At 59.9% G+C, this 24,725-nt stretch carries 24 protein-coding genes; 15 read left to right on the top strand and 9 right to left on the bottom strand.

Annotation, left to right across the window (positions count from 1 at the left end):
- Positions 1-9: 9 nt before the first annotated feature.
- From glcE to ACIY1O_RS10505, 6 genes are all read right to left on the bottom strand, one after another.
- Positions 10-1,077, bottom strand: a complete 1,068-nt coding sequence (gene glcE / locus ACIY1O_RS10530; RefSeq protein ID WP_397475044.1) for a glycolate oxidase subunit GlcE — start codon at positions 1,075-1,077, stop codon at positions 10-12.
- Positions 1,077-2,576, bottom strand: a complete 1,500-nt coding sequence (gene glcD / locus ACIY1O_RS10525; RefSeq protein ID WP_397475043.1) for a glycolate oxidase subunit GlcD — start codon at positions 2,574-2,576, stop codon at positions 1,077-1,079. Before glcD ends, glcE begins: the two co-directional genes overlap by 1 nt.
- 121 nt (positions 2,577-2,697) lie before the next feature.
- Positions 2,698-3,837, bottom strand: coding sequence for an ABC transporter substrate-binding protein (locus ACIY1O_RS10520; RefSeq protein ID WP_397475042.1), 1,140 nt, complete (start codon positions 3,835-3,837; stop codon positions 2,698-2,700).
- The gene (locus ACIY1O_RS10515; protein WP_397475041.1) at positions 3,834-4,805 is read right to left on the bottom strand and encodes a 3-carboxyethylcatechol 2,3-dioxygenase; all 972 of its coding nucleotides are present in this window, start codon (positions 4,803-4,805) and stop codon (positions 3,834-3,836) included. The genes ACIY1O_RS10520 and ACIY1O_RS10515 overlap by 4 nt, the downstream gene beginning before the upstream one ends.
- The gene (locus ACIY1O_RS10510; RefSeq protein WP_397475040.1) at positions 4,802-6,439 is read right to left on the bottom strand and encodes a bifunctional 3-(3-hydroxy-phenyl)propionate/3-hydroxycinnamic acid hydroxylase; all 1,638 of its coding nucleotides are present in this window, start codon (positions 6,437-6,439) and stop codon (positions 4,802-4,804) included. The genes ACIY1O_RS10515 and ACIY1O_RS10510 overlap by 4 nt, the downstream gene beginning before the upstream one ends.
- 29 nt (positions 6,440-6,468) lie before the next feature.
- Positions 6,469-7,377: an alpha/beta fold hydrolase gene (locus ACIY1O_RS10505; protein ID WP_397475039.1), complete on the bottom strand. Its 909-nt coding sequence runs from the start codon at positions 7,375-7,377 to the stop codon at positions 6,469-6,471.
- Between the two features lie 145 nt (positions 7,378-7,522).
- Here ACIY1O_RS10505 and ACIY1O_RS10500 point away from each other — a divergent pair, with 145 nt between their 5' ends.
- The 15 genes from ACIY1O_RS10500 (at position 7,523) to ACIY1O_RS10430 (ending at position 21,822) form a co-directional block, all read left to right on the top strand.
- Complete coding sequence (locus ACIY1O_RS10500) at positions 7,523-8,320, top strand: DNA-binding transcriptional regulator (protein ID WP_397475038.1); 798 nt, start codon at positions 7,523-7,525, stop codon at positions 8,318-8,320.
- Between the two features lie 194 nt (positions 8,321-8,514).
- On the top strand, positions 8,515-9,183 hold the full coding sequence (locus tag ACIY1O_RS10495; RefSeq protein ID WP_397475037.1) for a LuxR C-terminal-related transcriptional regulator: 669 nt from the start codon (positions 8,515-8,517) through the stop codon (positions 9,181-9,183).
- A gap of 208 nt (positions 9,184-9,391) precedes the next feature.
- Positions 9,392-9,574, top strand: a complete 183-nt coding sequence (locus ACIY1O_RS10490; RefSeq protein ID WP_397475036.1) for a Flp family type IVb pilin — start codon at positions 9,392-9,394, stop codon at positions 9,572-9,574.
- A gap of 46 nt (positions 9,575-9,620) precedes the next feature.
- Positions 9,621-10,112, top strand: coding sequence for an A24 family peptidase (locus ACIY1O_RS10485; protein ID WP_397475035.1), 492 nt, complete (start codon positions 9,621-9,623; stop codon positions 10,110-10,112).
- Between the two features lie 74 nt (positions 10,113-10,186).
- Positions 10,187-11,098, top strand: coding sequence for a Flp pilus assembly protein CpaB (cpaB, locus tag ACIY1O_RS10480; RefSeq protein WP_397475034.1), 912 nt, complete (start codon positions 10,187-10,189; stop codon positions 11,096-11,098).
- Between the two features lie 46 nt (positions 11,099-11,144).
- The gene (locus ACIY1O_RS10475; RefSeq protein ID WP_397475033.1) at positions 11,145-12,581 is read left to right on the top strand and encodes a type II and III secretion system protein family protein; all 1,437 of its coding nucleotides are present in this window, start codon (positions 11,145-11,147) and stop codon (positions 12,579-12,581) included.
- Positions 12,582-12,590: 9 nt separating this feature from the next.
- Positions 12,591-13,025 (top strand): CpaD family pilus assembly lipoprotein, encoded by a 435-nt coding sequence (locus ACIY1O_RS10470; protein ID WP_397475032.1) that lies wholly within the window; start codon positions 12,591-12,593, stop codon positions 13,023-13,025.
- Positions 13,026-13,038: 13 nt separating this feature from the next.
- A complete protein-coding gene (locus tag ACIY1O_RS10465; RefSeq protein ID WP_397475031.1) occupies positions 13,039-14,244 on the top strand; it encodes a CpaE/TadZ family protein in 1,206 nt (401 codons plus the stop codon).
- Positions 14,241-15,806 (top strand): TadA family conjugal transfer-associated ATPase, encoded by a 1,566-nt coding sequence (locus ACIY1O_RS10460; RefSeq protein ID WP_397475030.1) that lies wholly within the window; start codon positions 14,241-14,243, stop codon positions 15,804-15,806. Before ACIY1O_RS10465 ends, ACIY1O_RS10460 begins: the two co-directional genes overlap by 4 nt.
- Positions 15,803-16,786 carry a type II secretion system F family protein gene (locus ACIY1O_RS10455; RefSeq protein WP_397475029.1) on the top strand — a complete coding sequence of 328 codons (984 nt, stop codon included), beginning with the start codon at positions 15,803-15,805 and terminating at the stop codon, positions 16,784-16,786. The genes ACIY1O_RS10460 and ACIY1O_RS10455 overlap by 4 nt, the downstream gene beginning before the upstream one ends.
- Positions 16,787-16,790: 4 nt before the next feature.
- Positions 16,791-17,741 (top strand): type II secretion system F family protein, encoded by a 951-nt coding sequence (locus ACIY1O_RS10450; protein ID WP_397475028.1) that lies wholly within the window; start codon positions 16,791-16,793, stop codon positions 17,739-17,741.
- A 33-nt stretch (positions 17,742-17,774) separates the two neighbouring features.
- Positions 17,775-18,620: a tetratricopeptide repeat protein gene (locus tag ACIY1O_RS10445; protein WP_397475027.1), complete on the top strand. Its 846-nt coding sequence runs from the start codon at positions 17,775-17,777 to the stop codon at positions 18,618-18,620.
- Positions 18,617-19,282, top strand: coding sequence for a TadE/TadG family type IV pilus assembly protein (locus ACIY1O_RS10440; RefSeq protein WP_397475026.1), 666 nt, complete (start codon positions 18,617-18,619; stop codon positions 19,280-19,282). The genes ACIY1O_RS10445 and ACIY1O_RS10440 overlap by 4 nt, the downstream gene beginning before the upstream one ends.
- Positions 19,283-19,284: 2 nt before the next feature.
- Complete coding sequence (locus ACIY1O_RS10435) at positions 19,285-19,980, top strand: TadE/TadG family type IV pilus assembly protein (protein ID WP_397475025.1); 696 nt, start codon at positions 19,285-19,287, stop codon at positions 19,978-19,980.
- Positions 19,981-20,007: 27 nt separating this feature from the next.
- Entirely contained in the window at positions 20,008-21,822 is a 1,815-nt protein-coding gene (locus ACIY1O_RS10430; RefSeq protein WP_397475024.1) for a TadE/TadG family type IV pilus assembly protein, read from the top strand.
- Between the two features lie 31 nt (positions 21,823-21,853).
- Here the strand turns inward: ACIY1O_RS10430 and ACIY1O_RS10425 are convergent, their stop codons facing one another.
- From ACIY1O_RS10425 to ACIY1O_RS10415, 3 genes are all read right to left on the bottom strand, one after another.
- Positions 21,854-22,462 (bottom strand): DNA-3-methyladenine glycosylase I, encoded by a 609-nt coding sequence (locus ACIY1O_RS10425; protein ID WP_397475023.1) that lies wholly within the window; start codon positions 22,460-22,462, stop codon positions 21,854-21,856.
- The gene (locus tag ACIY1O_RS10420; RefSeq protein WP_397475022.1) at positions 22,462-23,292 is read right to left on the bottom strand and encodes an SAM-dependent methyltransferase; all 831 of its coding nucleotides are present in this window, start codon (positions 23,290-23,292) and stop codon (positions 22,462-22,464) included. Before ACIY1O_RS10420 ends, ACIY1O_RS10425 begins: the two co-directional genes overlap by 1 nt.
- Positions 23,293-23,360: 68 nt before the next feature.
- Entirely contained in the window at positions 23,361-24,698 is a 1,338-nt protein-coding gene (locus ACIY1O_RS10415; protein ID WP_397475021.1) for an APC family permease, read from the bottom strand.
- Positions 24,699-24,725: the final 27 nt, after the last annotated feature.

Below are 24,725 nucleotides of genomic sequence, written 5' to 3'. Positions count from 1 at the left end.
GATCTTTTTCTACAGGCCGGCATACATGCGGCCGGGGTTGAACATGTGCTGAGGGTCCACCTGCTTTTTCAGGCTGCGATGAAACCGCATGAGCACCTCTGGCAAAGGCTGGAAGGGGCTGTCGGATGCCTTCGGCGTATAGCATGTGGCATGGCCGCCCAGCGATTGGGCCGCTGAGCGAATGTCTTGCGGCGAAGCATCGCTGGTCAGCCATCGCTGTGCGCCTGCCCAATCCAGCAAAATTTGGCCCGGCAGCGGAAGGAGCGGCGCCTGCCACGGCACCGACAGTCTCCACAATGGCATGGCGGAGTCGAAAAATGCAAGGCGGCGTTCGCGAAGATCGGTCCAGATGCCTGGGGAGGTTTCCTCGCCGCCCAGTTGCATCCGGGCGGCATCGACGATCGCCTCGCCGCCTTCCAGGCGCAGATGCAGACGCTGCTTCCAATGGAAAGCTCCGCTGATCGGCATTGCCTTGCTTCGCCATTGAGCAAGCAGCTTCATCGCCGCTTTGGGCTCGATTTCCAGTGCCAGGCTGAAGGTTTTACGTGGTAAAGGAAGCACCTTCAATGACACTTCGGTAATAAGCCCAAGGCAGCCGTGGCTGCCTGCCATCAGCCGCGAAAAATCGTAGCCCGCGACGTTCTTCATGACCTCGCCGCCAAAGCGCATATGCCGCCCCTGGCCGTCGATTACGCGGCAGCCCAGCACATGGTCGCGCACCGAGCCGGCCCACGGGCGGCGCGGACCGGCCAGCGCGCCGGCCACCATCCCGCCTACCGTTGCCCGGCCGTTGAAATCAGGGGCTTCCGGCGGCAGGTGCTGGCCATTGGCCGCCAGCAATGTGTTCAGTTTCGATACCGGCGTGCCCGCGCGCACGGTCACGACCAATTCGGTGGGGTCGTAATGCACAACCCCGGTATGTGACCGCGTATCAATTTCAATCGCCTGTACCGGCCGGCCCAGGAAGGCCTTGCTGTCGCCTCCGCGTATGCGCAGGGCCTGCTTTGCTTCCAGGGCCTTGTGAACCTGATCGACCAAGCGTATCGAGTCGTCTTTCTCAGGAAAAGCAGAGGGCATCAGAATCGCTCCAGCTCGGGATGGGGCAGTTGCCCCGCATGAATGTGCATTGAGCCGAATTCGGCGCAGCGATTCAGCGTGGGGATGTTTTTTCCGGGGTTGAGCAAGCCATCGGGATCGAACGCAGCCTTGAGTCCGTGAAAGAACAGGATTTCTTCGCTATTGAACTGGGCGCACATCTGGTTGATTTTTTCGCGGCCCACGCCATGTTCTCCCGTGATGGTTCCACCCACTTCCACGCACAGCTCAAGTATCCTGGCGCCGATTTTTTCGGCCCGATCAAGCTCGCCGGGTTGGTTGGCATCGAAGAGAATAAGCGGGTGCAGGTTGCCATCACCGGCATGGAAAACATTTGCCACCTGCAACCCATAGGTTTCAGATAGTTGGCTGATGCGTGCCAGCACTTTTGGAAGCGCGCGACGCGGAATTGTTCCGTCCATGCAGTAGTAGTCGGGGGATATCCGGCCCACAGCGGGAAACGCGTTCTTGCGGCCGGCCCAGAAGCGTTGGCGCTCGGCTTCGCTTTGAGCCACCCGTATCTCGTTCGCACCCGAATCGCGCAGTATGCGCTGGACCCGGGCGAGGTCTTCGTCCACGTCGGCCTCGGCGCCGTCCAGTTCACATAGAAGCATGGCTTGTGCTTCGACGGGGTAACCCGCCCCGACGAAGTCTTCGGCGGCCCGGATCGATAGATTGTCCATCATTTCAAGCCCCGCCGGAATAACGCCCGCCCCGATTATGTTTGCCACCGTGGCGCCTGCCTTTTCCACGCTGTCGAAGGCGGCAAGCAATACCTTGGCGCATGGCGGCTTGGGAAGAAGCCGCACGGTGACCTCTGTGATGACACCCAGCATGCCTTCCGAACCTGTAAACAAGGCAAGCAGATCGAAGCCGGGCGTATCGAAGGCCTCAGAGCCAAGCACGAGCTCTTCTCCGTCTATTGTCAGCACGGTAACTTGAAGAATATTGTGCAGCGTAAGCCCGTACTTAAGGCAGTGAACACCGCCCGCATTCTCGGCCACGTTGCCGCCGATGGTGCAGGCAATTTGCGAAGAGGGGTCGGGCGCGTAGTACAGGCTGAAAGGGGCGGCTGCCTCGGATATGGCCAGGTTGCGTACGCCGGGCTGAACGCGTGCAATACCGGCTTCGGGGTCAATGGACAAAATGCGGTCGAACCTCGACATGACCAGCAAGATGCCTTTTTCGAGCGGCATGGCGCCGCCCGACAGGCCGGTGCCCGCGCCGCGGGTGACGACGGGCACTTTGTATTCAGAGGCAAAGCGCAACACGCCGCGAACTTGCTTTATCGTGTCCGGCAACACAGCCAGCATGGGCATGCTGCGATAGGCCGATAGACCGTCACATTCGAAGGGGCGCAACTGTTCGGGCGAGTGCAGTATCTTCAGGCCCGGAATCGCGGCGCCCAGGTCGCGAAGCACCCGCGATTTGTCAAGGTTCGCAAGCGCGCCATCGACGCGCTCGTCGTACAGGTAGCTCATGGCACAAGCCGTTCATGAATGGATGGGATCCTCATGGTCGCGCACAGATGCGCAAAAGTCCATATCGAATCTTCAGTCAGACAGATTGGCCGGTGCCGCGAAGGGATGGCTTCAATTCAACTTAAGGCTTAACAAACCTCCATTTTCCATCGCGAACCTCGATCAGGACGCGTCCCCGTTCGTCCAGGCCGATGTGGTCGGTGGGGCTCATGTTGTACACGCCGTTGACGCCGACCAGTTCCTTGGTGTTTTCAAGGTTGTCGCGCAGCGCCGTGCGAAATTCGACGGTGCCCGGCTTGGCGTGTTCAAGCGCCGCCGGTATGGCGTTTTGCAGCAACAGCCATGCGTCCCACGTCGAGCCCGCGAATGTCGATCGACTACCCGCGCCATACTTTTCTTCGTACGCCGCGTTGAACTTCACCCCGACTTTCTTGGCGGCGATATCGTCCGGCAATTGGTCGGCTACCAGTACGGGACCCACAGGAATGAGTGCGCCCTCGACATTGGCGCCGCCCACGCGCAGAAAGTCTTTACTGGTGACGCCGTGAGATTGATAAATGGGGCCCTTGTATCCGCGCTCGCGCAGCTGTGCCTGCGGCAAGGCGGCGGGCGCGCCGGAAGCTCCTATGAACACGGCGTCCGGTTTGGCGGCAATCAGTTTCAACACCTGCGCCGTGACGCTGGTGTCGGAACGCTGATAGCGCTCGTTGGCGACGATCTCCAGACCGGCCTTGTCGGCGGACTTCTTCAGCTCGTTGTAGGCGGTATCGCCCCAACTATCGGAAAACCCGATGTAGCCCACCGTTTTCGCCTTGTGATCCATGATGTCTTCGACCACGCGGTCGACCATCAGACCGGCATCTTGTGTTGATTGAAAGACCCAACGGCGTTTGTCCTCAGGTGGGGCATAGGGCGCGATGAGAATAAGCGGTGTCATGCTGTCGTTTGCCACCGGTGTCATGGCGGCCGAGTTCGGGACTGTGTTGGGGCCGATGATGGCATCGACTTTGTTCTCGCTGACCAGCTTATGGATGTTCTTCACGGCCGTGGTGGGGTCGGTGGCGTCATCCAGGAACGTGTAGTTAACCTTTTGCCCCGCCACTTCGGCAGGCATCAGTGCGACCGTGCGTTCGATGTCAGTGCCCAATGCTGCGGCAGGCCCGGTGGCCGAGGCTACGATACCGATGTTGATGTCAGCATGAGCCGTGTGTGCGAGGGCTGCGCAAAGCCCAAGCGCCAGGTACTTGATATACGTCTTCATGGATTGTCTCCTTTATAAGAATCGTCTGTGCCGCCTTGTAGCACTGCAAATCCGGCGATCCATTCAGGGATCGCGCGATAGTATTCGGGCCGCACGCTGTAGCTCCCTTCTGTGGATGCGGCCATGGCCGCTTGGGCGGCGATCCAGGTCTTCACCTCGTGCCCCGAGCTTCCGGCGTCGCGGGTGATCTGCTTGTTGGTCAGGGCATCCAGGGCTGCTGCGTCTTGCCGGACGAGCATGTCAAGAAATTCCTGGTCCCACCCCGGGTTGAGTGCCGGAAGATCAGACCGGCCCGTCGCGAATTGTCGTGCGGCGGCCAGAGTTCGTGCTTCTCGTTCGCTTCGCTGCTCGAGTGTGACGTTGCGGCCGTCGATCAAACGAGCTGCGATTTCTGGCGTTGCGGTAGCCAGCGTGGGGACGGGCGGGCTGTGTGACAGGCCGCCCGAAGCCATGAACACGACGCGCCGTTTCAATGTGGCGGCATAGCGGCCCACCGCCTCTCCCAGTAGGCGGGCTCTGTTCGCAGTGGGTAGCGGTGGCGCGACGGAATTGATGAAGATCGGAATAACGGGGTAGTTGCTTAGCCCGCCGGTCAACAGTTGTAGCGGCTGCGCAAACCCATGATCGACCCTCATTCGATGTGAGATGGCGCAATCGATGCCGTCGGCCTGAATCGCTTCGACACAGGCCTCCGCCAGTTCGGCGGGTACCGACAAAGGGCCGGCAAGGCAATCGTAGTCGCCGATGGATTCGGCCGCGGCGCCGATGCAAAAAGAAGGCATCAAATCGTAGAAGAAGCCATTGAAATGATCGGGGCCAAATAAAAAAATAAGTTCGGGTTCGAACTGCGTCAGTGATTCCGCCAACCGGCCGATCGCTTGGCGAACCTCATTTTCAACCCCAATTTCAGGGTCAAGCCGTCCCATCAGCGGTGTATGTGACAGGCAAAGCAGTAGCGCCTGGTTCATGTCTGGCCTCCTTCTTCCAGCTTCAGGGCCGCCTGCAGGGCGCGGCTGGTCGCCTCGATTTGTTGTGGCCCGCACATGGCGGCAACGAAGCGGTCGGGCCGCAAGAACACAACTCCGCAGCTATGGCGGTCGAACCAGGCCTTGAGGCGGTTTGTCGGGTCGCCCACGGGTTGGACCTCAGAAGGGCTTTGCTTCAGCTGATAACCCAGTTGAGTATCAGGCCATACCGAAATCAGGCGGGCATCCAGCCGCTTCCATAGCTCCCGGGTTTGGTCGGACATCCAATACAGGGGGTTTGTGCCCCAGCCAAGAATGGCGAATGAGTCGCCCAGCACCTCGTCCAGCAGGACCGTAGCCGCAGCTGGCGCGCGCAGTACGCGCGGCTGGATGAACATGGTTCCCACAGGCAATCGAGTGTCCACGCCGTTAGGGTAGACCAGGGCGCCGTGGCGGTAGCGGGGCATGGGCTTGAACCGCATTCCCACGATATACCGCTTGACCGGGGGTATGACGTTAAGCATCAGAAAGAAGGCGTCTCGCAACGCCGCGCCGGCGGCATGGGTGATGGACAGGACTTTGCCCGCCATGACGGAAAGATCAATCATGGCTTTGGCATGGGCGCGCCGTTCTTCCTCATAGCTGTCCAACAAGCTGTCGTGCGCAATGCCCTTCAACACCAGCGCCAGCTTCCATGAAAGGTTGGTCGCATCGCGGATGCCACTGTTGTAGCCCTGGCCTTGCCACACCGGCATGATGTGGGCGGCGTCTCCCGCCAGTACGATGCGGCGATCACGAAAGCGTGCGGCCAGGCGTCCACTGTGGGTGTAGACGCGTGCCCGGATTATGTCCACCCGGTCAGGGTCGCAACCTGCATCCTTCAGCATGGTATCAAGCGTGTGCGTCGGCAGGGTGTCGCCTTGGGCGTCATCGTCGCGTAGCATGAACTCGAAGCGTCTGACACCGTGGGGTAGCGCAATCGATACATACGGCCGTCCCGGTCGGCAGTAGACCCATGCGTGCGGCGTGGCCAGAGGGTCATTGTTCAAGTCGACAACCACCCAGCGATTGGGCTCTGTCTCGCCTTCGAACGCGATACCCAGTTTTTTTCTAACTGTGCTGCGACCGCCGTCGCAGCCGACGACATAGCGAGCATGGATGCGTTGCGTGGCGCCACCGGCCTGTACCATGACAGTAACCGAATGCTCGTCTTGATAAAGCTCTTCAACCTCGTGACCAAAGCAAACCCGCACGTTGGGGTAGCGTGAGAGCCCCTCAAGCAGGACGCGGTCCACCAGCGGCTGAATAAAGCCATTGCGCCGCGACCAGCCAAATTCATCGGTACCCGGTTCGAACGCCGCCAGGGTGCGCCCTTTGCCGGTGACAAAACGCAGCCAATGCAGCGGTGTCGTATGTGGCAAGACTGCATCTGCCAGCCCCACCGCCTGGAAGGAGCGCAGGCATTCGTCGTCCATGCCCACGCCCCGCGGATAATCGATCAGATCATCCAGGCGCTCCAGGACGACAACCTGTACTCCCTGGCCTCCGAGATAGTTCGCTGCCAGCAGCCCTACCGGGCCGGCTCCCACAATGACTACGTCGGTCTGCCAGTCGTCTTTGGAATCGATAGCTTCCATGCTGTGGCCTCTGTGTTCCTCACGTCTGTTCAGTTGACATTCTGTGCCACGCCGCTAAGCGATTTGCCCCGCAGGAAGTCAAGATGGATGCGATCAAACGTGGGCGTGTCCTCGAATTGAGGCCAGTGGCCGCAACCGTCCATCACGGTGAATAGTGCGCCGGGAATCATGGAGGCGATCCGGCGGCCTTCGGACACGTCTGCCGTGGGGTCGTCGGATGTCCAAAGCACCAGGGTCGGCGCCTTGATGCGGGCATAGTCCTCGGCCCTGATGATGTTGCGCTGACGCACTTCCATTTCCTGAAGAATCATGTTGTGGCGCATGCCTTCCGCCATGCCGGGCCGGCTATACATGGCCTGGCGCGTTGCCACTAGGTCGTCATAGACTTTCGTCTTGTCGGCCATCAGCCACTCGAGCCGCGTGCGAATGAACTCCCAACTCGGATCCGTGGCCGCTCGCATCGAGAGTTCTTTGATCTTGGCCATGACGGCGGGGTCGGCCTGTGAACCTCCCGCCGTATTCAGGACCAGGCGATCAATGCGATCGGGGTGATCGATGGCGAATCGCGCTGCCACCCAGCCGCCCAGTGATTCACCGCTCAGGCTGGCCTTTTCTATGCCCGCGGCATCCATGAAGTGCAGCAGATGATCAATGTAATGGCGTATCTCAAGGTCTGTCGTGGCAAGGTCGCTCCAGCCATGCCCCACCATGTCGATCGCCCAAGTGGAAAAGTGCTGCGAATGAGTTTTGAGATTGCGCGCATAGGCTTCGGCGTGGCCGCCCACCCCGTGCAACAAGATCAGGGCCCGCAGATCTTTCGAGCCCGCGTGAAGATAGCGCGTTGAGATGCCGCCGGCGTCCAGCCATCCCTGGCGGAACGACACGCCCCGCAAGTCGGCCCAGATGCTTTGGAACTCCGGCCGCAGTTGGTCACCCATGTTGTCTCCTGATTTATTTGCATTCACTTTGCAAAACATAAATCAAGGCTGGCGAATCCACAAAAATAATTGCATTATGTGCAAGGAGTGCACACCCCCCGGCGGTGGGCTCAATTCCCTTTTCTACAGGAGCACTAAGGTCGCCATGACTTCATTGCATTCCAGCTACCCCTTGGTTCGCGGCCTGGCTCGGGGGCTGCATGTGCTTTCCGCCTTGAACTTATGCGTTGAGGGCCGTGCAAGCAGTGGCGAGTTGGCGAAGATGACCGGCCTGCATCGTACGACAGTACGAAGACTTCTCGAGACCTTGTCTTCGCAGGGCTATGTCTGGCGCAGCGATTCTGATGACAGCTTTCAACTGGCATTGAAAGTGCGCGAGCTGAGCGAAGGCTTCACCGATATGGAATGGATTTCCACCATTGCGAGCCCGGTGATGGGAGCCCTGCTGCCCAAAGTGGTCTGGCCCTCTGACTTAAGCCTGCCGACTGGCGAGATGATGCAAGTGCGGGAGACCACCCATCGCTTCAGTCCATTGTCGTTTCATCGTGTCATGGTGGGTCGGCGACTGCCCATGCTGTTGACGGCTGCGGGGCGAGCCTATTTCGGGTATTGCTCGGATGAGCGTCGCGAACAGATCCTGAAGCTGTTGCATGCCGGCAACGACGAGCAATCGCGTCTTGCTGCCGACTCGAGCTATATCCGAAACCTATTGGCCCGGGTTCGGACCGACGGATACGGCACCAACGAAGGAGAATGGAACCACGACTTGGAAAAAGGCAAGATCGGCGCCATTGCCGTACCGATTTTGCAACAGGGCCATGCTGTGGCATGTTTGAGCGTCATCTACCTGCTGAAGGCTGTGCGCATGGATGATGCCGTGGCTGAATACCTGCCTGCCCTGCGTGACGCAGCGGCGAAAATTGAGATGGCGCTTAATCGCTAAATTGCACTCCTGTCCCTCTCCTGAGAGACAGCCCTGCGCGTAATGCGGATACTCCACTTGAACTAGGCCATCCAGCCTATTGAATTCCCTAATTAAATGGTGAACAATCCGGTGTAACAATCAATTTGTAAACAGCATAAAACGTAACAAAAGAAGTTCCTGTGACTCATACTGTTTTTATACGGTTCGTCAAAATGGATACTATATTGCTGTTCGATTCTTGGCCTGTGGTAACCACAGGTTTAAGCACATTGTTGCAGTCCGCGGGCATTCAAAACCGCATCTACGCCGCCCACCGTTTGGAAGAGGCCTTGCAAAGCATGAGCGGGCGCTTGGCCTTGCTCATTTTGGACCCTGGCAATTCCGACACCACACCCGACAAGCTGGTGAATCTCGCGCGGCGCACACAGCCCGACCTGCCCATACTGTTCTTCAGCAATCATGCACACGGGCTTTATCTGTCGATGGCCTACATGCTGGCAGTAAACGGCTACCTTGAAAAAAACAGCGACGCTGACACTATCGCCGCAACCGTGCGCACAGTGCTGGCGGGCATGCAGTGTTTTCCGCATCAGCAAGCCTTTCCTATAAGCTGCGATGCCACCGTGCAGAAGCTGTCGCCCAAAGAACTGGTGATTCTGCAGCTTATGCGTCAGGGTCTGCGCAATAAAGATATTGCCCAGCGGCTATATCTCAGCCCCAAAACGGTCAGCGCACACAAGCACAACCTGCTTCACAAACTGGGTTTGAGCGATATCGTGCCGGCACAGATTGAGGTGCAGGCTGATTCTTTTCAGACCTGCTCCGCCGCCCGAAACCCAGAGCAGCAACTGCTCTTTGACATTAAAGACACAACGTCTTGAGAAAAATTACCGCGGTTTCCTAGGCCGCCTAAGAAAATTCTTATAAGAGTCTTAGGTTTTGTCTGTTTTTGAGAATGTGTCGATGAGTTTCAAAATATTCGTGAAATACTCAGGGCCATTCCGTCGGAAAGCCTTTGTGCTCAAAGAAAAACGGAATGCGTGACCATCAGGTCGCGCCACTTTAAGTCCATTCCGGAGGGGAGACATCATGTTGCATCTACTCATGACATTAAAGCGTGACGAGCGCGGTATTAGTGCGTTGGAGTATGCGGTTCTGGCGGCGTTACTTCTGGGTCTCATTGTGGCCGGGGTTCAGATGCTTAATCCTGAAGCTCTGTTCCAAAGTGCGGCGGATGCGATAGACGCCGCAGCCACAGCCACAGGCGGCTAGATGAGAGAAAGGTGGCTCGATAAACAACTCCAATACGGTTGAACTCATGCTTAGCGTCGCAGCCATTGCGCTACTCGTCGCCCTGTTGTACAGCGACTTGCACCAGCGCCGCTTGCCCAACCGTCTGGTGGCTGTTTATGCGGTGCTGTGCCCCATTGCCTTGCTGGCATCGGGCGCGGCACCGGCCACCTGGTTGCAGCATGGCGTGGTGGCCTTGGCAGCCTTCGTGTTCTTCCTTGCACTGTTCGCCCTAGGAGGCATGGGAGGGGGCGACGTCAAGATGGGGACGGCGGTGTTGGCCTGGGCGGGTGTGCAAACTTTGTCGGAAAGCCTGCTGCTGATCGCTATGTCGGGGTTGGTGCTGGCGTTGTTGGGCCTGGCGGCGGACAGGCTTTCGGGCTTGCGCGGTTCGGCAAGGAAAAGCCCAGCGGCAAACCTGTGGCGCAAGGCTTTGCACGCATTGTCAGCCAAGCGCGGCGTGCCTTACGGCGTGGCCTTGGCGATGGGCGGCATGGCGGCCTTGCCGTTGTACTGGTAGTAAGCAAGAACAGTGGCAAGGGCAGTGTTGCCTAGCCACACATAATAATTATCAGATGTTCAGGGGGATGCAAAATGTTGTCTTCAGTCCTGAAACTGGCCTTGATTTTGCTGGCCGCCGCCGTATTGGCGGTGGGCGCCCGGGCCGCTTACATTGCTCGTCAGGCGCCGGCCTTGAAAACGGCCGAAGCGCCCACCGATATTCGGGTTCGAGTTGCGGCCGCCGATCTGCCCGCCGGCCTGTTGCTGCGCGACACGGATCTAAGTTGGAAAGCCTACCCCCGCTCGGGCGTACCGATAGACGCCTTGCAAGAAGGCAGCCCCGAAGCAGAGTTGTCCGGGGTCCTGGTACGACACGCGCTGCAGGCCGGCCGGCTTATTTCGGCGAACAACATCATCCGCCCCGATGCTCCCGGCTTTCTGGCGGCGGCGCTCAAGCCCGGCATGCGCGCTGTGTCGGTGCCTATCGACGAAGTCTCGGGCCACGCGGGCTTGATCCTGCCAGGCGACTACGTCGACATGATCCTGACCCAAACACTCAAGCACGATGATGACGACGGCCGCAAGAACGCGGTGGTCAGCGAAACCATGGTGGAAAACGTGCGCGTTATCGCGGTGGGCACCAGCTTTCAGCCACAGCACGAGACTGCCTTGACCAAGACACGGGCGCGCACGGTCACGCTGGAAGTCGACCCGAGGGCGGCCGAAGCCGTCACCGTTGCCGCCCAATTGGGCACGCTCTCAATGGCTTTGCGCAGCTTTGCCATAGACGACCGTGATCCGGCGGCCCGGGTGGAAGTGGGCACGGTGGTGGCGTGGGAAGGCAACCGTCCCGATGCTCAGCCCGTATGGGGGGGCGATGTATCACGTGCGCTCAAGCGCCCTGCCCCCGAAGCGGTGCACGACGACACCGGCCGGCCACATAACGTGCTGATATTCCGCGGCTCGGATAGACAAGAACATAACTTCGGCGCTCAGCAGCGTTAAAGCGGGCCCAAGCCGGCAATCTGGGAATGACTGAGGGGAACCAAGTATGACGACGCAAGACATTGCAGTTTCGCGCAGCACTTCGCATCACATGCACTTGCTTTGGGCGGCGGCTCGGCTGTTGGGGATGCTGGCCGTGTTGGCCATCTGGCTATCGGTGCCGGCACAGGCAGCCAACCTGTCGGTGGGCGAGGGACGCCTGGTGCGTATCACGTCTGGTGAGGTGGGCTCAGTATTCATCGCCGACCCCGAAGTGGCAGACATACAGATTCCTTCCAATAACGCGGTACTGGTGATGGGCAAGCGTGCCGGCACCACGACCTTGTACGTATTGGATACCGAAGGCGAGCCCCTGGTGCAGCAGCGCGTGGTGGTGCAGCACAATCTGACTGAGTTGCAGGCGGTATTGCGGCAGCGTTTTCCCGCCCTGCGCCTTACGCTCGAATCTGCGCCTGGGTCGCTTCTGGTAATGGGCAATGTGCCTGACGGCCAGACCACCGAGGCCATTACCCGCACCATACAGTCGTACCTGGGCGAGAATGAACAACTGATCAACCAGATGACGATCGCCAGCCCGGTGCAGGTGCACTTGCGTGTTCGGGTTACCGAAGTGTCTCGCGAAGTAACCCAGCAACTGGGCGTGAACTGGTCGGCCATTGCAAGCAACGCCGGCTTTGTCACCGGCCTGATCAGCGGCAGAGCGTTCAACACCATTGCCAGCGCCTTCGTAAAGGGCTCCGACTCAAGCAGTTTTGCCACCGGAGGCAACTATACGGCGGCCCCGGGCGGGGGATATTCATTCCTGGGCGGCTATTCGCGCAATGGCAATTCAATTCAGGCCATGATCGACGCGCTGGATCGCGAAGGGCTCATCAGCATTCTGGCCGAACCCAATCTGACAGCGGTGTCGGGCCAGACGGCGAGCTTCCTGGCGGGCGGAGAATTTCCGGTGCCGGTCAAGCAAGACAACAACACCATGTCGGTGGAGTTCAAGCCGTTTGGGGTGTCGCTGGACTTTACCCCCACAGTGCTGTCCGACGATCGGATCAGCATTACCGTGCGGCCTGAAATCAGCGAGATCGATGTGAACAGCAGCATCTTGATGGAAGGCTTGGTGATACCCGGGCTTTCCGTGCGCCGCGTCGAAACCACGGTCGAGATGGCCAGCGGCCAGAGCTTCGCCATTGGGGGCTTGCTGCAAAACAATGTGCGCGACATTTTGTCCAAGGTGCCGGGCTTGGGTTCCATACCTGTGCTGGGCCGGCTCTTCTCTTCAAGCGATTACCAGAACAACAAGAGCGAGCTGGTGGTAATCGTAACCCCCTACCTCGTGCGACCCACCGATTCAAGCCGCCTGGCCTCGCCGCTGGACAGCATGCGGCCCGCCACCGACATTGAATACATTCTGCACGACAAGATCGGCCTGGACCCGTTGCTGGGCGACACCCCCCGCCTGACGGGTCACGCCGGCTTTGTCTATTAGGAAGCAGCCATGAAAAAAAAGAACCTGCGCATCATCTTGCAAACCCTGCCTCGCCGTTCAGCCACCGCCTTCGTATTTGGCAGCCTGGTCCTGGCGTTAAGCGGCTGTGCATTTCCCCGCAAGGATTTTTCGGGCGTGCCCGATCCCGGTGTGATTCGACTGACCCAACACAACGGCCAATGGCGTGCCGAGTCGCCCGACTGCCAGGCGCTGCTGCAGCCTTCGCAATACAACAATTCCGACAATATGCGCCTGTCGATTGCATTTGGCTGCGCCACCTATACCAACCTGGCTGCCAGCGTGGCCCGGCCAGGAGACCTGGCTAATCCGCCGGAGTTCGCTGGAACTCATTCCGACACCGCCCGGTTGGCTGTTGAGCGTTATCGGCTGAACGATGTGGAACCCCTGCGTGACGTCACGTCAACCTCGGATATCGGTAAATAAAAAAGGCGTCGTCATGAACCTGCTCCGAACCAAAGTACGAGAAGATGAACTCAACGCTCCGTTCCTGGCCTTCTTACGGGACGCCGCCAGTGAAGAAGAGGTGTCGCGATTCATGAAGGTCGGCGCCTTGGGCGCTGCGCATGTTGGGCGTGGCGGTGTGGATGCCGCGATCGCGCACATGGTCAAGGCGGATCGTTCGCCGCAACGCCTGTTGGTGGATATCTCGGGCGTGGATGGCCCGCTGGACGAGCTGGACCGCTTGGCGGACGCCTGCGAACCTTCGGTGCAGGTGTATGTGGTGGGCGATCGCAACGATGTGGGGCTATATCGCAACCTGTTGCAGCGCGGCGTGGTGGATTACCTGGTCAAACCCCTTAGTGTCGAACTGCTGCGCCGATCATTGGGTGACGGCAGCAATCGCGGCGTGCGCCAGACGCGGCAAGGCAAGATCATTGCCGTTTGTGGTACCCGGGGAGGGGTGGGGACTTCTTCGGTGGCCGCGCATCTTGCCCGCGAATTGTCCGCGCGGGGCGGGCGTCGGCGAGTGGTGTATATCGACCTCGATCTATACGGCAGCAGCGGGCCCGGGCTGCTGGCGCTGGCAGGCGGCAATGCCCTGGTCGACGTGCTGGGCAACGTCAATCGGCTCGACCCCCAGTATCTGGAGCGCACTCTTGCCACGCAAGACGGTCGCCTGTTTGTGCTGGCTTCCGAATTGAACTACAGCGAAGAGTTCACGCCCGAAAGCGGGGCCCTGACTGAGTTTCTGGGCATCTTGGGACAGCATTTTCATTATGTCGTACTTGATGTTCCACAGCGCGGAGGCGCGCTGTCCACAGCGGCCTTCGCCAATGCCAACCTGGCTTGCGTCTTAACGGATCAATCCATTTATTCAGCTCGTACGTTGGTGCGCCTGGTGCGCCATATTGAATCAGGCCTTAGCCGGCCCACGGTCTATACCGTAATCAACCAGCCGCAGCCGCCGGTGCGCGGCTCGGTGGCTTCCAAAGATTTTTTGGCCGCCGTTGAAGTACCGATAGCCCTGACCATTCCGTACGACGGACGCGCACTGGCCTTGGCCGAGAACCTGGGCGAGCCGTTGGTCGAGCGCAGCGAATTTGCCAGGGCCGTGGGTACGCTGGCTTCTTTGCTTTCGGGCGGAGGCGTCGCGATATCGCGCGCTGGTTTGCTTGGACGGTTGCGTAAGGTGGCGTCATGAGCTTCGGCCGCAGAACAGATGGGCGCCTTGCCGATACGCGTCGCGAACCCATACTGCCGCCCTCGAATGGCGGTTTGAAGGCTGGCGAGTCGGTGTTTCAAACCGGGTCGGGTCAGGGGCCCGACGCGCCGGTAGCGTCGATGACCGGAGCACCAGCGCAAAGTGTCATGTCGCCGCCCAAGCAGGTTGACCAGGCAGAAAAAAAACCGCAGTTATCGCCCACAGATGATGTCGTTGCGCCGGCGTCGGTTCGAGGCTCAGAAGGCGTAAGTTCGCGTCGAGCCCATAAAGCGCCTGAAACAGTGGTGCGATCCCAGCACTACTCGGCCATCCGGCAGTCGGTTTTTTCCACCATCGACGTCAGCTCGGCCTTGAATCGCAGCCGGGACCAAGTACGCGCCGAGGTCGAAACCATTATTGCCGAGACGGTGCAGGCCGACAGCCTGCCCGTGACGCAAAGCGAACAGCGCCTGATGGCGCGCGAAATCCTGCACGATATGTTCGGCGTGGGGCCCATCGAACCCTTGCTGCAAGACGAAACCGTGTCGGACATTATGGTGAACGGGCCGGATCAGGTGTATGTCGAGCGCCACGGACGCCTGGAGCTGACTGCGCTGAAGTTTCGCGACAACGCCCACGTGACCAATGTGGCACAGCGCATAGCCTCGTCGATCGGGCGGCGGGTGGACGAAAGCAGCCCCATGGTGGATGCCCGCCTGCCTGATGGCAGCCGCGTCAACGTGGTGCTGCCGCCGCTGGCGATCGACGGCGCTTCCATCTCTATACGCAAGTTCTCGCGCAAAGACCTTACCTTGCCGCGCCTGGCCGCGCGGGGCAGCCTTTCTCCGGCGATGGCCCGGGTGCTGGAAATTGCCGCCGCCAGCCGGCTGAACGTCATTATTTCGGGCGGTACGGGTTCCGGCAAGACCACCTTGCTCAACGCCTTGTCGCGCTATATTTCTGAAACCGAGAGGGTGGTAACCATTGAGGATGCCGCCGAGCTGCAATTGCAGCAGCCTCATGTGGTGCGCCTTGAAACCCGCCCTGCAAGCATAGAAGGCAGTGGCGCCGTAAACCAGGGCGACCTGGTGCGCAATGCCTTGCGCATGCGGCCCGACCGCATCATCTTGGGCGAAACCCGGGGCGCTGAAGCCTTTGACGTGCTGCAGGCCATGAACACCGGGCACGATGGGTCCATGACCACCCTGCACGCCAACAACCCGCGCGACGCCCTGACCCGCCTGGAAAGCATGGTGATGATGGCGAACGGCAACCTGCCCCTGTTCTCGATACGCCGGCAGATCGCCAGCGCCGTGCATCTGATCGTACAGGTCGAGCGTATGCGCGATGGGTCGCGCCGCGTCACCAGCATCGTCGAGCTGGCCGGCATGGAGGGCGAGATCATCGTCACGCAAGAGCTGTTCCAGTTTCACTACGATGCAACGGCTTATGGCGATGAAGTCAAAGGCTCGTACGACAGTACCGGCATGCGTCCGCTGTTTGCCGAGCGCGCCGCGTACTTCGGCATGAAAGCGCCTCTTATCGAGGCAATGCAGCCATGAGCACCGCCGACCTGATCGCCATCGTGGCTTTTGCCGCTTGTGTCTTGCTGGGCTTGCTGGCGCTGGTGGTAAACCAGGCCATGAAGCAGCGCCCGAGCAGTCGCGTGCGCATGCGGCTGCAGAAAGTCGTGCAGGGCGCAGCCGACCCCGCCCGCCAGCGGGTGCTCAAGGATCTGGAGCGCGCCCAAGCGGACGCCAGGCGTCGGCGAAGGCTGCAGTCCATGGGAACGGTGGGCTACCACCTTACCCGCCTGCACACCATTAGCGGCCGCATGGGCTTGCGTCTACTGGTTGGCTTGGCGCTGTTCATATTCGTAGCGGCGCTGGCGGCGCATCATCTGGGCTGGTTGTTTGAAAGCCCGTGGCTAAGCGGCGTGATTGTGCTGGTTGCGCCCGTAGTAGTGGTGTTCATTGCGTATGGCAAGCTGATCGAGCGTTTTCGCCTCAAGTTTCTGCATCAGTTGCCCGATGCCATGGACCTGATTGTGCGAGCCACCCAGGCCGGCGTTCCGGCCACGCAAGCCATACGGGCGGTGGGTGAGCGTTTCGACGCACCGCTGGGGCCGGAGTTTCGCCGGATGGGAGACAGCCTGTTCCTGGGCAACGATCTTCAAGAGGTGCTGGACGATGCCACGATGCGCATTGAGCTGCCCGATTTTTCTTTTTTTTCCGTATGCCTGTTGCTACAGCGCGAAACGGGTGGCTCGCTGGCAGAGACGCTGGAAAACCTCAGCGGCATTATTCGCGCGCGACGCGACCTGCGCTTGAAGACCCGGGCACTGACAGCCGAGGGGCGGCTTGCCGGAAGCATTCTGGCTGCACTGCCTTTTATAACCGGCGGTTCAATGCTGCTTATCAACCCCGATTACATCGGTGCGCTGTTCGACACACAGACGGGGCGAAACATGCTCTGGACGGCAGGGGTGATGCTGGTGCTTGGCGTCGTGTCGATCCGCAAGATTTCTAAAATGGAGGTCTAGCCTCATGGATGCGCAAGGCAGTTGGCTTGATCTTTTCATTGTTGTGCTGGCCTTGGCAGGCGCGGTTCTGTATTTATACGCCCGCAGCAGCCGCCGCGCGGCGCTGGTCGCGCGGCTGAAGTCCGAAGTGGAGCGCAAGGGCCGCCAGAATTCCGGCGGGAGTCGTAGCTGGTTTTTCGGTCGCAATTGGCGCGCCGGGATGGCTCGGTTCCTGCGTCGCATCGGCGGCGCCATCCCCTTGTTCAGCGCGGCCCAACGTATCGAAGTGGCGCAGAAGCTCGTGGCTGCCGGCTTTCGCAGCGCCCAGGCGCTGATGATCATGGCGGCGCTTTCTTTGTTAAGCGCTCTGGCCATGCTCAGCGCGGCCATCGTGCTGGGTTGGCCGCATTTTGGCGACCACCTTGTCTATAAGCTGGGGTCGGCTCTGGCTGCGCTATATGTGGGTACTTTGCTGCCGCGTCTGGTATTGGATCGACTGGTTGTCCACCGCCAGCGAGCCATCGCGCGCAGCCTGCCCGATGCCCTGGATTTGCTGGTGATCTGCACCAATTCGGGCTTGGGTCTGAATAGCGCGATACATCGCGTGGCCGAAGAGCTGGAGCACGTGGCGCCGGAACTTTCCGACGAGCTGCGTCTTACCTCCAGCGAACTGCAGCTTAGCTCGGACGTGCCCACCGTGCTGGAAAGGTTGGCGGAACGCACCCGCCTGCCGGCCATGCGCAGCCTGGTTGGAACCCTGGTGCAATCCCGCCAATACGGAACAGCGATCACCCAGGCTTTACGTGTGCTGGCGCGCACCGAGCGCACCGCACGCATGATGCGGCTGGAAGAGGCGGCCGCCAAGTTATCGGTAAAGATCACCATGCCCATGATGCTTTTCATTCTGCCCACGGTGCTGATCGTAGCGGCGGGGCCGGCTATCTTGAGCCTGATGGATGTATTCAGCGGCAAGTAGCAAAGCCCGTTCACCTAGAAGAAGAGGATACTGATGATGACCCCAACCCCATGTGGATCTCTTGATGTTCTGCGACATGGCAGGTTTGTCGCCGGATTGTTCCTGGCCGCCGCATTGGCCGGCTGTGCGGCGCCCGGTCCGAGCACCCAGGTGCAGCCGCTGACCGCTTTTGACAATGAGGCTATGCAGGCCAGCGACTTGCGCATTGCCGACAGTGCTTTGCAGGGCGGCGACATGGATGTGGCCTTGTCCATTTACCATCGTCTCACCCAAAGCCACCCCACCTTGATCCAGGCCTGGACAGGCTTGGCCGCCGCGCATTTTCTAACCGGCGAGCTGGAAGCTGCAAAGATGGTTTACAACGAGGTGTTGCAGCGCTTTCCCGACCAGCAGCTTGATGCTCGCCTGGGCTTGGCGCGCATCGCTTTGCGTCATCGCCGGCTTCCCGAGGCGATGGCGCATTATGAATCCATCCTGGCGCAAAGCCCCGACCACCCCTTGGCTCTGGCAGGCCTGGGCGTAGCCTACGATCTGGCCGGCAATGCCGGCCAAGCCCAGGCCACCTATCGCCGCGGCCTAAGCGCCTACCCCGATCACGCGGCATTGCGCGCCAATCTGGGCTTGTCGCTGGCGCTGGGCGGCCAGCCGCGCGAAGCCGTCAACATCCTGTTGGGCGTCACAGGGGTTTCGAGTCAGCTCCCTCAGGGGCGTAACAACCTGGCATTTGCCTACGGCCTGCTGGGCCGTGATGATGCAGCCGAAAGCATACTCATGACGGAACAAGCGCGCGGCACAGCGCAGGACAATCTGGAGTTCTACCGTTATGTACGCACTCGCATGAATCTTCAGGCCGCGGCTGCCCAGACGAGCGAGCTATGAAGTTCTGTGTCAGGCACAAGATCGGGCGGCCTCCCGCCAAAGTGCGGTCCAGGCCCATTGCACCGTTCTCCGGCTGTAGCGCGGCAGCCGGTCCAAACCCCGTGGTCGCAGAGGTTGCCGCGCGTAATGCGAAAGGGGCCACTACGAAACCGTGCGGCAGGTCCAAAGCGTGGCTGGCCAAATCCTGGAATCGGCTGCGCCGGCTGAGTAGGGCGCAGCGGGGTGTTGCGGCGCTCGAATACGCCCTGGTTGCGCCATTGCTGTTCGGTGTGATTTTCGTGGCCGTTGAAACCACTGTCATGCTGTTTGCTGATTCGTCACTCGAAACCGCGGCCAGCCGCGTAACCCGTATCGGCAAACTTGGTGTGCCTGAAGGCATGAATTGCGAACAAGCCGTGCGTGCCGAAATGGAGCGCATCTTGTCGCGCTGGGTATCCAGCCCCGAAGAATTGCGCGTCGACGTCAAGCTCTACGAGCCCGGCGTGCCTTTTGAGGACGTGGACGATGAAGCTTACGAGCCCGTGTGCGACGCCGGCGAACGCGGTGACATGGTCATGTATCGCCTGGGCTTTGATCGGCCGGGGTTGACTGGTTTCGTGACTTGGCTGGGTGTCGACGTATTGCGTTTTGAGCGCATTGTGGTGATTCAGAACGAACCATGACCATGACTACATCTTGCTTGTTCAACGCGGACCACGCCCAGGTCGTCACGGCCGGGGGCTCTGCGGCCTGTTCCAGGGACGCGCGCAAGAGCAGCGGCTTGCGGCGCCTGTGGCGTTCAGAGCGTGGCATAGCGGGGCTGGAGGCAGCGCTGATCATTCCGCTGATGGTCTTCATTATTGTCGGCACGCTAGAGCTGTATCACTACTTTCGTGCTGCCGCCATTCTCGACCGTGCAGCTTTTACGATGGCGGATGGGGTAGCCATGCAACGCGAGCTTTTCGACGGCGGAGCGTGCGACAACAGCGATGACATCTGCACCTATGGCGCCATTGCCCAAGACCTGCTGACGCCGCTGGATTTTTCCAGCCATGGCTGGATTATTGTCAGCGCCTTCGCGGCAACCGAACCGTCCAGCGGCAGCAACCCGCCGCCCGTCAGTTGGAAGAGCGGCTCCGAATGGAACAAGCGCTTCGCCGGAAGCGGCACCGGCGGCACGGCGCCCGACTCTTTGCTTGAGCCATCCAGCGGATTCCCACCGGCAAACGAGGGTGATACCTTGATCGTGGTCGAAGTGTTCTACGATTTCGAGCCCTTTGCCCTGAGCTCTGCGTTCTGGGAAGCGCTGGCCGGGCAGCGCCGCATGTACAGCCGTGCTTTTTATCGTCCCCGCTTTGCCGAACTGCGGGAATTGAGTTGAATAAATGCCCAGCGACTGGAGACCACCATGACGCGACATAAGCCCCTGCGCAACCTCTTCAGACAGCTTCGCCGCGATGAGCGCGGCGGCGTGGCGCTGACCTTTCTGGTTTCGACCACCGTGCTATTGGGCGGCTCTTTCGGCGCCATCGACCTTATTCGCTACAACGTAGCCCAGAATCGCTTGCAGAACTCGCTGGACGCCGCCGCCATCTCGGCAGGTCGCAACCTGGCCAACCGCACCCCCACGCCGGGCACCCCCGAAGCCGAGGCCTGGGTAAACGATGCGCGTAATTTCTTCAGCAGCAATATGCCCAATCGTTACCTGGGCAGTTCGGTGCTGCAGGACGACCTGCAAATCAGCTACCGCGAAGAAAGGACGGGTATTTACATTACCGGCCAGTTTGTCGAGATGAGCGCCGTGGGCGACTTGCCCTTGATCAGCACCGGTTTCCTGAAAGTCACATCTTTCGATTTGGCGGCGAGCAACCAGGCTGTACGCCGAACCCGAAACGATCTTGAAGTGGTCATGGCCCTGGATAACTCAGGCTCCATGGACCGCGACTCGCCCTCGCGCCTGTCGGTGCTGAAAACCGCCGCCAAAGACCTGGCCGCCACCATACTGGGCGCGACCAGCGTGCCAGGGGCATCGCAACGGGTGTTTGTGGGACTCGTGCCGTTTACCGATGTGGTGAACGTACGCGATTATGCGTTGGATGGCGGGTGGCTAAGCCACCCCGCCGTACAGCAAAACTATCTTGAAAACCGTTGGTCGGGCTGCATTGTAGAGCCCAAAGGTAACTGGTCCAGCAGCAATCCGGCGCCTGCGCAGGCCCTTGCGCCTGATGCGGGCTTCCAGCCCTTGCATCTGACCTACAGCTATGACATGACTCCCAACAATCTGCCGAACCATGCTCGCTTGGCAGCCAGTACTGCCGGCAATCCGAACCCCGTCGCGTTCAACGGCTTGGCTCTGAATCGCGACCGGCGCATCGTGGCAAAGCGGCAATCAGACACAGAGTTCCGGGTGAACCTGGCGGTGGACACGCAATACTGCCTGGAAGGAAAGGCCCGCTTTCTTAATAACCAACAAGCCGCCATGGAATCGGCCATCGACGCTATGGTGGCCAATGGCGGTACAGGGGTGCCGGTGGGCCTGCAATGGGCCTGGCGCATGCTGCATCCGGCCTGGCGCGGGGCCTGGGGTGATAACGAGATGCCTCGCGACCCCGAGCCCGCCGTCTTGAGCAAGGTCATCGTGCTGTTGTCGGATGGCCAGAACGAACCAGTGGGCGATGGACGCAGGCAGGTCTTGACGAATCAGAACAACAACAGACGTGCGGAATACCAGCTTGTTTATCGGTATCAGGAATGCGCCGCCACGCGCAGGGGTTCATGTACCAGCTGGGAAACAGCCGAGCGCCAGCAAAGCGTCAACGTGGATGTTACCGCGCCCACGCATGGCAGCGGCCAGGGACAATGCCCGGCGGCAGGGTTGCGCATGCTGGATCCCATTGCCGCCCAGCCCAATAATTACAGCAGTACTTCCGGCAACTGCAACAACACGGCCAACAGCATTGGCTATGGCGGCTCCAACCGGCAAAACACAGCCGCCTACAACAGCTACATGGCTCAGCTGTGCACCAACGTGAAGACCGACGGCAATGACATCAAGGTCTATACCGTCACCTTGGGAAACGATCTGCCTGAATCCGCACGCACCTTGATGCGCAGCTGTTCAAGCGGCGCGGGCTACTACTATAACGCCCAGAACGTCAACGACCTGCCACAGGTTTTTGCGTCGATTGCCGGAGCCTTGACCGAACTGCGCCTGACTCGATAACCGGCCGGAAGAGGTTCGCAGTATCGATGCCTTACTGTGGCCTTTTGAATTGCTCGCGGGCCAGGTTGACTTTGTGCCTGACCACGCACTTTAGGGCATGATCGTTAACGAGCCCCATTGCTTGCATAAACGCATAGGCTGTCGTGGGGCCCACGAACTTCCAGCCCAGCTTTTTCAAATCTTTCGAAAGCGCTATGGATTCGGTGGATGTCGAAGGTATCGGCGACTGGGTTGGCGCGGCCGAACTGGGCTCGTACCGCCAGAAAAAGGCGGCTAACGAGCCTTCGCGCCGAACTATTTCCTGGGCACGCTTTGCGTTGTGAATGACGGCTTCTATCTTGCCTCGATGCCGGATAATACCGGAGTCTTGCAGCAGGTGAGCGACGTTGTGCTCGTCGAAATTAGCCACCTGGTCGAAATCGAAGCCATGAAAAGCCGCGCGGAAATTTTCTCGTTTGGCCAGGATGGTTCGCCAGCTAAGGCCGGATTGAAATCCTTCCAGGCATAGCTTTTCGAACAGACGCAGGTCGTCGTCTACCGGAAAACCCCACTCGGTATCGTGGTAGTGGAAAAATTCCGGTGCTGATGCACACCAGCGGCAGCGTGGCAGGCCGTCGGGGCCTGGGAGGGTCTCGTCCATTATTTAAGTTTCGTGGCTTCCCATGACTGATTTCCGTCTATGGTACCGCGCATTTTATCGCCGTCTATCTCGCCTTCATAGCGTTGCCCATTGACATTGAACGCTACGTTTTTGCCGTGCACGCGCGCCTCTTCCAACGGAGTGGCCTGATCGCCTTCCTGCACTTGGCCTTCCAGTTTCTGAAATTTCTGGTCCAGCACCAGCCTCTTGTCGTTTAGCTGCCAGTCGCCTGCGACTTTGGCCGGCACCACCCATTTGTATGCGATGCAATGTCCTGAACAATCTTCGCTGGCCATGCGGGTGTCGTCGGGCTCCCAATCCTCCATCAGGAAAGAGTTCGATACGACACGGGTGCCTGGCGGCATGTCCAGCAAGGTGGGACGCAGGCGCATGTTCAGCTTGGGCAGCAAGAAGAGGGTGACCACGGTGGCGTCGGAGAAATCGGATTCGAAAATATCGGCCTGCTCAAACGAAACGCGGTCGGCCACATTTTCTTGCCGAGCTGCGCTTTGCGCCATGGCGACCAGGTCGGGGTTGTATTCGATGCCCCGCGCCGTGATGCCGCGTTTCGCGGCAGATATGACAGTGCGGCCATCGCCGGCGCCCAGGTCAACCAATTTGTCGTCGGGCTGGAGCTCGGCCATGTCTAGCATGATGTCGACGAGATCTTGAGACGTTGGCACCCACACGACATCTTTTCCAACTTGCCCTACAGTGGGTTGGTAGGTCTTTTCTTCGGCTGCGGTGTCCTGCGCCCATGCCGGGCCGGCCGCCACGAAGGCGCCAAGTGAAGCGCATGCCAGAATTTTAAGCAGATGTCGTTTCATCATAGAGTCTCCTGAGGGAAGTGTGTGGTTCAGATTTTAAATTCGCCCGGCGCCCTGTTGTGCTCTACCGCCTAGTCTGCCGGAACGGTTTCGTCCTTTCGCTTGAGCAGAAGTATGGGCAGGCCCACAAGCAGTACGACAAGCCCCACCCAGGCCGAATCGCCGGTGTGGCGCAGGCTGGCATGGAGCATGTATAGACAGGTCAGGCAAAACAGGGCGGGTGTCAGCGGATATAGCGGAACGCGGAACGGAAGGGTTTGTTCCGGATGACGCCAACGCAGAACAAATAGCCCGAACCCCACCATCAGCAGAAAGCCCCAAAAGACCGGTGCCGTGTAGTCGACCATGGCCTTGAAGCCGTCAGGCGTGGCCGCTCCCATGCCTATCAGGCATAGCGCCAGCGTAGCTTGCGCAAGTTGCCCGTTGACGGGTGCTTTGCCACGGCCATCCCATTTGCCCAGCCAGCGCATGACTTTCAGGTCGTGCCCCAAGGCATAGAACACACGCGCACCGGTAAAAATTGTGGCGTTCAGGGTAGAGACGGCCGCCACAACAATCGCCAGGGTTACGATGATCTCGCCGGGGGGGCCCGCCACCACCCGCATCATGTCCGCCGCCACGGCATCCGAGCCTTGCAGGCCTTCTAGCCCCAGTATCTTCAACATGGCCAGGTTGGCCAGTGTATAGAGAACGACCAGAATCAGCGTGCCCAGGCACAGTACCTTGACGATGTTGCGTGGTGCGTCGTGCAGTTCGCCGGTTAGATACGCCGCCTCGTTCCAGCCGCCGTAGGTGAGCAGGACAAAAATCATGGCCATGCCGAGCGCCGCGGTTTCGGTGGGGGGATGAGCAGGCGGCGGCCCGGCTTCGCCAGGCGAGCCCAGCAAGCCGAAGAGGATGATGGCGGCGATGGCCGCAATTTCGATGAAGGTGACAACTACCTGCAGGTTTTTGCCCTGCGTGGTGCCGATGACGTTGACCCCGGTGAACAATATGACAGCACTGGCCGCATACAACGCCGAACTGTGCGGGCCCAAGGGGACGACTTGCGTGAGGTAATCGCCCAGTATGAACGCCACGGCGGCGATGGCGCCGGTTTGAATGACGGTACAGCGGGCCCAGCCGAACATCAGGGCCGTTGATCTGCCATAGGCCCGGGAAAGAAAGTGGTATTCGCCGCCGGCGTGGGGATGAGCTGCGGAAAGCTCAGCGTAGCAAAGCGCGCCAATCAGCGTCACCAGCCCCCCAACCACCCAGACCGCGATGAACATCCATTCGGTGTCGACGCTGCCCGCCACGATGGAAGGCGCCCGGAATATGCCTATGCCGACGACCAAACCCACCATGATCGTGACTGCGTCGAAAACTGATAATTGGGCCTGCGGCTGGGATGTGACGCGAGTGGTCATGCTGTCCTTCAACGTGGCGGTTACCTA

It is taken from the genome of Pusillimonas sp. (genome assembly GCF_044464525.1).
Classification (GTDB): Bacteria; Pseudomonadota; Gammaproteobacteria; order Burkholderiales; family Burkholderiaceae_B; genus Pusillimonas.
The sequence above is the reverse complement of the archived record's forward strand: the minus strand, read 5'-3'. Positions and strand labels throughout refer to the sequence as shown.

Excerpts from the sequence above, each read along its gene's own strand:
- ACIY1O_RS10435 (WP_397475025.1), top strand. The coding sequence starts at position 19,285 with ATGACTACATCTTGCTTGTTCAACGCGGACCACGCCCAGGTCGTCACG.
- ACIY1O_RS10485 (WP_397475035.1), top strand. The coding sequence starts at position 9,621 with ATGCTTAGCGTCGCAGCCATTGCGCTACTCGTCGCCCTGTTGTACAGC.
- ACIY1O_RS10425 (WP_397475023.1), bottom strand. The coding sequence starts at position 22,462 with ATGGACGAGACCCTCCCAGGCCCCGACGGCCTGCCACGCTGCCGCTGG.
- ACIY1O_RS10455 (WP_397475029.1), top strand. The coding sequence starts at position 15,803 with ATGAGCACCGCCGACCTGATCGCCATCGTGGCTTTTGCCGCTTGTGTC.
- ACIY1O_RS10420 (WP_397475022.1), bottom strand. The coding sequence starts at position 23,292 with ATGATGAAACGACATCTGCTTAAAATTCTGGCATGCGCTTCACTTGGC.
- ACIY1O_RS10515 (WP_397475041.1), bottom strand. The coding sequence starts at position 4,805 with ATGAACCAGGCGCTACTGCTTTGCCTGTCACATACACCGCTGATGGGA.
- ACIY1O_RS10490 (WP_397475036.1), top strand. The coding sequence starts at position 9,392 with ATGTTGCATCTACTCATGACATTAAAGCGTGACGAGCGCGGTATTAGT.
- ACIY1O_RS10430 (WP_397475024.1), top strand. The coding sequence starts at position 20,008 with ATGACGCGACATAAGCCCCTGCGCAACCTCTTCAGACAGCTTCGCCGC.
- ACIY1O_RS10440 (WP_397475026.1), top strand. The coding sequence starts at position 18,617 with ATGAAGTTCTGTGTCAGGCACAAGATCGGGCGGCCTCCCGCCAAAGTG.
- ACIY1O_RS10520 (WP_397475042.1), bottom strand. The coding sequence starts at position 3,837 with ATGAAGACGTATATCAAGTACCTGGCGCTTGGGCTTTGCGCAGCCCTC.
- ACIY1O_RS10475 (WP_397475033.1), top strand. The coding sequence starts at position 11,145 with ATGACGACGCAAGACATTGCAGTTTCGCGCAGCACTTCGCATCACATG.
- ACIY1O_RS10450 (WP_397475028.1), top strand. The coding sequence starts at position 16,791 with ATGGATGCGCAAGGCAGTTGGCTTGATCTTTTCATTGTTGTGCTGGCC.
- ACIY1O_RS10505 (WP_397475039.1), bottom strand. The coding sequence starts at position 7,377 with ATGGGTGACCAACTGCGGCCGGAGTTCCAAAGCATCTGGGCCGACTTG.
- ACIY1O_RS10445 (WP_397475027.1), top strand. The coding sequence starts at position 17,775 with ATGATGACCCCAACCCCATGTGGATCTCTTGATGTTCTGCGACATGGC.
- ACIY1O_RS10465 (WP_397475031.1), top strand. The coding sequence starts at position 13,039 with ATGAACCTGCTCCGAACCAAAGTACGAGAAGATGAACTCAACGCTCCG.
- ACIY1O_RS10510 (WP_397475040.1), bottom strand. The coding sequence starts at position 6,439 with ATGGAAGCTATCGATTCCAAAGACGACTGGCAGACCGACGTAGTCATT.
- ACIY1O_RS10470 (WP_397475032.1), top strand. The coding sequence starts at position 12,591 with ATGAAAAAAAAGAACCTGCGCATCATCTTGCAAACCCTGCCTCGCCGT.
- ACIY1O_RS10460 (WP_397475030.1), top strand. The coding sequence starts at position 14,241 with ATGAGCTTCGGCCGCAGAACAGATGGGCGCCTTGCCGATACGCGTCGC.
- glcD (WP_397475043.1), bottom strand. The coding sequence starts at position 2,576 with ATGAGCTACCTGTACGACGAGCGCGTCGATGGCGCGCTTGCGAACCTT.
- cpaB (WP_397475034.1), top strand. The coding sequence starts at position 10,187 with ATGTTGTCTTCAGTCCTGAAACTGGCCTTGATTTTGCTGGCCGCCGCC.
- ACIY1O_RS10415 (WP_397475021.1), bottom strand. The coding sequence starts at position 24,698 with ATGACCACTCGCGTCACATCCCAGCCGCAGGCCCAATTATCAGTTTTC.
- glcE (WP_397475044.1), bottom strand. The coding sequence starts at position 1,077 with ATGCCCTCTGCTTTTCCTGAGAAAGACGACTCGATACGCTTGGTCGAT.
- ACIY1O_RS10500 (WP_397475038.1), top strand. The coding sequence starts at position 7,523 with ATGACTTCATTGCATTCCAGCTACCCCTTGGTTCGCGGCCTGGCTCGG.
- ACIY1O_RS10495 (WP_397475037.1), top strand. The coding sequence starts at position 8,515 with ATGGATACTATATTGCTGTTCGATTCTTGGCCTGTGGTAACCACAGGT.